General features: G+C 69.6%; 6 protein-coding genes. 1 reads left to right on the top strand and 5 read right to left on the bottom strand.

Going from position 1 to position 6,318, the window contains the following annotated elements; genetic code table 11:
- Positions 1-152: 152 nt before the first annotated feature.
- Positions 153-278 (top strand): hypothetical protein, encoded by a 126-nt coding sequence (locus AB0I04_RS31455; protein ID WP_360892484.1) that lies wholly within the window; start codon positions 153-155, stop codon positions 276-278.
- Between the two features lie 117 nt (positions 279-395).
- Here AB0I04_RS31455 and AB0I04_RS31450 read toward each other — a convergent pair whose 3' ends face one another.
- From AB0I04_RS31450 to AB0I04_RS31430, 5 genes are all read right to left on the bottom strand, one after another.
- Positions 396-542, bottom strand: a complete 147-nt coding sequence (locus AB0I04_RS31450) for a hypothetical protein (RefSeq protein ID WP_360892481.1) — start codon at positions 540-542, stop codon at positions 396-398.
- 255 nt (positions 543-797) lie between these two features.
- Positions 798-1,787, bottom strand: a complete 990-nt coding sequence (locus AB0I04_RS31445) for a malate dehydrogenase (RefSeq protein WP_360892478.1) — start codon at positions 1,785-1,787, stop codon at positions 798-800.
- Positions 1,788-2,174: 387 nt separating this feature from the next.
- Positions 2,175-4,394 carry an NADP-dependent isocitrate dehydrogenase gene (locus tag AB0I04_RS31440; RefSeq protein WP_360892475.1) on the bottom strand — a complete coding sequence of 740 codons (2,220 nt, stop codon included), beginning with the start codon at positions 4,392-4,394 and terminating at the stop codon, positions 2,175-2,177.
- Positions 4,395-4,721: 327 nt separating this feature from the next.
- A complete protein-coding gene (locus AB0I04_RS31435; RefSeq protein ID WP_360892472.1) occupies positions 4,722-5,126 on the bottom strand; it encodes a DUF3017 domain-containing protein in 405 nt (134 codons plus the stop codon).
- A 34-nt stretch (positions 5,127-5,160) separates the two neighbouring features.
- On the bottom strand, positions 5,161-6,282 hold the full coding sequence (locus AB0I04_RS31430) for a citrate/2-methylcitrate synthase (protein ID WP_360892469.1): 1,122 nt from the start codon (positions 6,280-6,282) through the stop codon (positions 5,161-5,163).
- Positions 6,283-6,318: the final 36 nt, after the last annotated feature.

The raw sequence follows: 6,318 nt of genomic DNA, 5'->3' as shown, positions 1-6,318 counted from the left end.
GCGTCCAACTGTCCCAATGGTCACACCAAGGCCACATCAACAAGATCGGCCCAGCCCTCTACGGACCCGCACTTAAGCATCTGTGAACAGGCTCTAAGCGCGTCGCCGCGTTCACAAACTCCGAGAAGAAGGCGGTCGGCCTGACCGACGTCGTGCCATTCCTCCGGCAGTCGCGACTGGAGGAACTGGGCGCGATCCACGTCGCGGCAGACGACTTCCAGGCCAACGTCGTGCGCGACGGCCGCCTGGTCACCAGCCAGAACCCGGCCTCGGCTTGAGCCGTCGCAGAGCAGGTCGTGGCCGCCCTGTCGGACAAGTGATCCAGGGATGCGAAAGGCCACCGGACCCCGCAACGGGGAACCCGGCGGCCTTTCACCGCTTCGCGCGAGACGAGGTCAGGAGCGGCCGTCCGCCTCGGACTGAGCCAGCAGCTTCGCCACCATCCGGCGGAGCTCGACCTGCCCAGCCACAAGCACGTGGACGGTGTCATGCTCATCCATACGCCGCTCTAGGTTCGCGACCCGGGCCTGGATGTCCTCCATGACTCCCACGGTGTTTCCGCCTCCTCGGTAGGGGGTTTACAGGTACCGAAAGGCGACCGCTGGCTGCGGTGAGTTCTTCCCTCCAAGCCCCTGTCTCCGCCCGTCAGCCCTGAACAGACGGCCTGCACGGAACCGACCAAGCTTTTGGGTCGGCTCTTTGGCCTGATGAGGTTCCTCCTGGCGGCAAGGGTCACAGAAGTGACTCTTCGCGTCAACTCGATTACACAGAGGATCATCGAGGACCGGAGCGAGCGGTCAGATCAGTCCGAGGTCACGGACCGCGTCGCGCTCCTCTTCCAGCTCGTGCACTGACGCGTCGATGCGCTCCCGCGAGAAGGCGTCGATGTCCAGGCCCTGGACGATCTCCCACTTGCCGTCCTTGCACACGACCGGGAAGGACGAGACCAGGCCCTCCGGCACGCCGTACGAGCCGTCGGAGACCACGGCCATGGAGGTCCAGTCGCCCTCGGGGGTGCCGTTCACCCAGTCGTGGACGTGGTCGACGGCCGCGCTGGCCGCCGACGCCGCGGACGAAGCGCCGCGGGCCTCGATGATGGCCGCGCCGCGCTTGGCGACGGTCGGGATGAAGGTGTCGCGCAGCCAGGCCTCGTCGTTCACGGCCTCGGCGGCGTTCCGGCCGCCGACCTCGGCGTGGAAGATGTCGGGGTACTGCGTCGCGGAGTGGTTGCCCCAGATGGCGATCTTCTTGATGTCCGCCACCGGCGCCTGCAGCTTCTTGGCGAGCTGCGCGATCGCGCGGTTGTGGTCCAGGCGGGTCATCGCCGTGAAGCGGTCGGCCGGGACGTCCGGCGCGTGCGCCTTGGCGATCAGCGCGTTGGTGTTGGCCGGGTTGCCGACCACGAGCACCCGCACGTCGTCGGCGGCACCGGCGTTGATGGCCTCACCCTGCGGCTTGAAGATGCCGCCGTTGGCCTCGAGCAGGTCACCGCGCTCCATGCCCTTCGTACGCGGGCGCGCGCCGACCAGCAGGGCGACGTTGGTCCCGTCGAACGCCCTCTTCGCGTCGTCGGTGACGTCGATGCCCGCGAGCAGCGGGAAGGCGGCGTCGTCGAGCTCCATCGCGGTACCCTCGGCGGCCTTGACGGCCTGCGGGATCTCCAGCAGGCGCAGGTGCACGGGTACGTCGGGGCCGAGCAGCTGCCCCGAGGCGACGCGGAAGAGCAGGGCGTAGCCGATCTGGCCGGCCGCCCCGGTGACGGTGACATTGACGGGAGTGCGAGTCATCGTGGTCTCCAGCTGGTACGAGGCCCGTGCCGAGCGCCGAGCGGAGCTTCGATCGGGTCTCTCGTCGTCGAGATATTCCAGCCGTCAGGCTACCGCGCGCCCCATCGCCCCGCCGCACCGGCCATCACGGCTCGATTACCGGCGCCCCGGAACCGGCTTCGTCTCGCCACGCCGGGTCGTAGGCTCGTCGACGTACGCCCCGGATCCGCTCCCACCGCAAGGTGCGCGCCCGGGGCAGACCCTTTTCCGGCCCGCCGAGCCACCGGCGCTGTTCTGACCGTCCGCGACCAGACGCCGGGAAGCGGACGAGCCGACCGGGCGCCGGCGATCCTGAGGGATTCGTCGGGCCGGTCGGCTCGGTGAGGTCACGCGATGCCGCTCCGGGCGTCAGGCGAGCGTCGCGAGAGCCTCGTTGAGCGTCGGCGACGGGCGCATGACCGCTCCGGCCTTGGCCGGGTCGGGGTTGTAGTAGCCGCCGATGTCGGCCGGGGAGCCCTGAACCGCGAGCAGCTCGTCGACGATCTTCTGCTCCTGCGAGGTCAGCGTCTCGGCGAGCGGGACGAAGGCCTTGGCCAGGTCGGCGTCATCGGCCTGCTTGGCCAGCTCCTGCGCCCAGTACAGGGCCAGGTAGAAGTGGCTGCCACGGTTGTCGATGCCGCCCAGGCGGCGGGTCGGGGACTTGTCCTCGTTGAGGAAGGTCTCCGTGGCCCGGTCGAGGGTGTCCGCGAGGACCTGGGCGCGGGCGTTGCCCGTCGTCTGCGCGAGCTGCTCGAAGCTGACCGCGAGCGCGAGGAACTCGCCGAGGCTGTCCCAGCGCAGGTAGTTCTCCTTGACGAGCTGCTGGACGTGCTTGGGCGCCGAGCCGCCGGCGCCCGTCTCGAACAGACCGCCGCCGTTGATGAGCGGCACGACCGACAGCATCTTGGCGCTGGTGCCCAGCTCCAGGATCGGGAACAGGTCGGTCAGGTAGTCCCGCAGCACGTTGCCGGTGACGGAAATGGTGTTCTCGCCGCGGCGGATCCGCTCCAGGGAGAAGGCGGTCGCCTCGACGGGGGACTTGATCTCGATCTGCAGGCCCGCGGTGTCGTGCTCGGGCAGGTACCGCTCGATCTTGGCGATCAGGGAGGCGTCGTGCGCGCGGTCCCGGTCGAGCCAGAACACGGCCGGGTCGCCGGTCGCGCGGGCGCGGGTGACGGCGAGCTTGACCCAGTCCTTGATCGCCACATCCTTGGTCTGGCACATGCGGAAGATGTCGCCGGCGCTCACCGTCTGCTCGAGGACGACGTTGCCGGCCTCGTCGAGGACCCGCACCGTACCGGTGGTCGGGATCTCGAAGGTCTTGTCGTGGCTGCCGTACTCCTCGGCCTGCTGTGCCATCAGGCCGACGTTCGGAACCGAGCCCATCGTCGACGGGTCGAAGGCGCCGTTCGCCCGGCAGTCGTCGATGACGACCTGGTAGACACCGGCGTAGCTGCTGTCCGGGATGACGGCGAGCGTGTCGTGCTCCTGGCCGTCCGGGCCCCACATGTGGCCGGAGGTGCGGATCATCGCCGGCATCGAGGCGTCGACGATGACGTCGCTGGGGACGTGCAGGTTGGTGATCCCCCGGTCGGAGTCGACCATCGCGAGGTCCGGGCCTGCGGCGAGTTCGGCGTCGAAGGACGCCTTGATCTCCTCGCCGTCGGGCAGCGACTTCAGGCCCCGGAAGATCCCACCGAGGCCGTCGTTCGGCGTCAGGCCGGCCCCCGCGAGCGTCTCGCCGTACTTGGCGAACGTGTTCGGGAAGAAGACGCGCACCATGTGGCCGAAGATGATCGGGTCGGAGACCTTCATCATCGTGGCCTTCAGGTGCACCGAGAACAGCACGCCCTCGGCCTTGGCGCGCGCGACCTGCGCGGTGAGGAACTCCCGCAACGCCGCGACCCGCATGACGGACGCGTCGACGACCTCGCCCGCCAGGACGGGTACCGATTCGCGCAGGACGGTGGTGGAACCGTCGTCGCCCACGAGCTCGATCCGCAGCGAGCCCGCCTCGGCGATCACCGCGGACTTCTCGGTGGAGCAGAAGTCGTCGGCCGTCATGTGCGCGACGTTCGTCTTCGACTCCGCCGTCCAGGCGCCCATGCGATGCGGGTGGGTCTTGGCGTAGTTCTTGACCGACGCGGGGGCCCGGCGGTCGGAGTTGCCCTGGCGCAGCACCGGGTTCACCGCGCTGCCCTTGATCCTGTCGTACCGGGCCCGGACCTCGCGCTGCTCATCGGTCTTCGGATCGTCCGGGTAGTCCGGCAGCGCGTAGCCCTGCTCGCGCAGCTCGGCGATCGCGGCCTTCAGCTGCGGGATCGAGGCCGAGATGTTCGGCAGCTTGATGACGTTCGCACCGGGGGTGTCGACCAGCTCGCCGAGTTCGGCGAGCGCGTCCGGGATGCGCTGGTCCTCCGTGAGGTACTCCGGGAAGGCGGCGATGATGCGCCCGGCCAGGGAGATGTCACGGGTCTCCACGGTGACGCCGGCGGTCGAGGCGTATGCCTGGATCACAGGCAGGAACGAATACGTCGCCAGGGCGGGTGCCTCGTCCGTGTGCGTGTAGATGATGGTCGAATCAGTCACCGGGTACTCCGCTTCACGCTCAACAACATTCGTCAGCAACTCTCATATCGAGACAGATGGGCGGGGTCGGCCGCCCTCAGCAGGTCTCAGTCGATCCCTCGCGTTTCCTATCGACAAGACGGTTTCGCGGAGCGCCGGCTGTTCAGCGAGCTGGAATGCGACCCACCCCCGCGGAGACACGTCGTTACGTGCGGCGACCGCGTTGGGGTGAAGATTTCGATCAACATGAGTGACCTGGCGCACATTTTCCAGTTTCGCTACGGGCTCCTTACCTGCAGCCTGCATCATCCCACTCCGCGGGTCGAGCAAGGAGATGGGGTGACTCCCTCAGCCCGGAGTCCCCTTCGCGACGAACGCGACAAGCGTGACACCGACCGCGGCGGCCGTCATGAGCAGGACGTCGACCCACCGAGGGCGTACGGCGAGCATGCCGGCCTGGCTCTCCGGGAGCACCAGCCGGGCGAGCGCGCCGATGAACACCGCGGCGGCGATCAGCATGCTGCCGCGCCGGAAGTGGTTGGTCGCGACGACGGCCAGGCCGGCCGCGACCCCGCAGAGCACGAAGACGTACGGCAGCTGGCCCAGCCATCGCGGCACGGCCGGGCGGGCCTGCGCCCGCTGCGCCCGGCGGGGGGACGGCGGCGTCCGCGGCCCGGGCGCGGGCTGGCCGGCTGAGGGGACGCCCGTCGAGGGCGCATCGCGTGACTCCGGTGGCCCGTACTGCTCCGACATGTCCTCTATCTTGGCAGCGCCCGCGCGTGCCCGCTCACCGCTCCTCGAGAGGGACCCACGTACGGTCGTGTTCGCCGACGTACTCGCTGTCGGGCCGGATCAGCCGATTGTCGGCGTGCTGCTCGATGACGTGGGCGGTCCAGCCGGCCATCCGGCTCATGGAGAACACCGCCGTGAACAGGTCGGTGGGGATGCCGAGACCCCGGTAGACGGACGCGGCGTAGAAGTCGACGTTGGGGAACAGGCCCTTCTCCGCGAAGACGGTCTCCTCGACCCGGCACGACACGGTCCACCAGCGGTCGTCGCCGGTGCGGTCCGCGAGTTCGCGCGTCAGGCCGCGCAGGTGCGTGGCGCGGGGATCCTCGGTCTTGTAGACGCGGTGCCCGAATCCGGGGATCTTCTGCCCGGCGTCGAGCCGTGACCGTACGGCCGACGGCGCCTCGGCGGCGCTGCCGATGGTCTCCAGCATGCGCATGACCTGTTCGTTGGCACCGCCGTGCAGGGGGCCCTTCAGCGTGCCGATCGCGGCGACGATCGCCGAGTGCATGTCCGACAGGGTCGCCGCGCAGACGCGGGCGGCGAAGGTGGAGGCGTTCATCGTGTGGTCGGCGTGCAGGACCAGGCACTCGTCGAAGATCTCCACGTCGCGGCGGGGCGGATGCCGTCCGGTGAGCTGGAGCAGGAAGGTGCCGGCGACGCCGAGCGCGGGGTCGGCGTCCGCGACGGTCGCTCCGCGGCGGGCGGCGTGGTAGCACGCCACGAGGACGGGCTGCCGGCCCGTCAGCCGGGCCGCCTTGCGCAGGTCGGCCGCGGGCTCGTTGCTGCCGGCGTCGGGGTCGTCCGCGCTGGACAGGGAGACGAGCGTCCGCAGTGCCTCCATCGGCGTCTGGGTCCGCGCGACGTCGTCGAGGGCGCCGGTGACGAGGCCGCCGAGCGCCCTGCCCTCGGCCAGGCGGTCCTGCATGACCGTGAGCGCGGGGCGGTCGGGCAGCGACCCATGGTGGAGGAGGTGCACGCACTCTTCAAACGAGATTCTCCCGGCCAGATCGTGGATGTCGTAGCCCCGGTAGGACAGGAGGCCGCGTGCGCCGTCGATGTCGCTGAGCACGGTGGAAGCGGCGACGACATCGGCGAGCCCCTTCGACGGCGTGCCCATGGACGCCTCGCTTCCTCCGCGCCGCAGAGGTCTTCG

It is taken from the genome of Actinoallomurus sp. NPDC050550, from assembly GCF_040655075.1.
In the GTDB taxonomy this organism is placed as follows: domain Bacteria; phylum Actinomycetota; class Actinomycetes; order Streptosporangiales; family Streptosporangiaceae; genus Actinoallomurus.
Note: the sequence above shows the minus strand (reverse complement) of the source record. Positions and strands in the feature narration are given on the sequence as shown.

Coding starts and splice junctions, on each gene's coding strand:
- AB0I04_RS31435 (WP_360892472.1), bottom strand. CDS start 5,126: ATGTCGGAGCAGTACGGGCCACCGGAGTCACGCGATGCGCCCTCGACG.
- AB0I04_RS31445 (WP_360892478.1), bottom strand. CDS start 1,787: ATGACTCGCACTCCCGTCAATGTCACCGTCACCGGGGCGGCCGGCCAG.
- AB0I04_RS31430 (WP_360892469.1), bottom strand. CDS start 6,282: ATGGGCACGCCGTCGAAGGGGCTCGCCGATGTCGTCGCCGCTTCCACC.
- AB0I04_RS31450 (WP_360892481.1), bottom strand. CDS start 542: ATGGAGGACATCCAGGCCCGGGTCGCGAACCTAGAGCGGCGTATGGAT.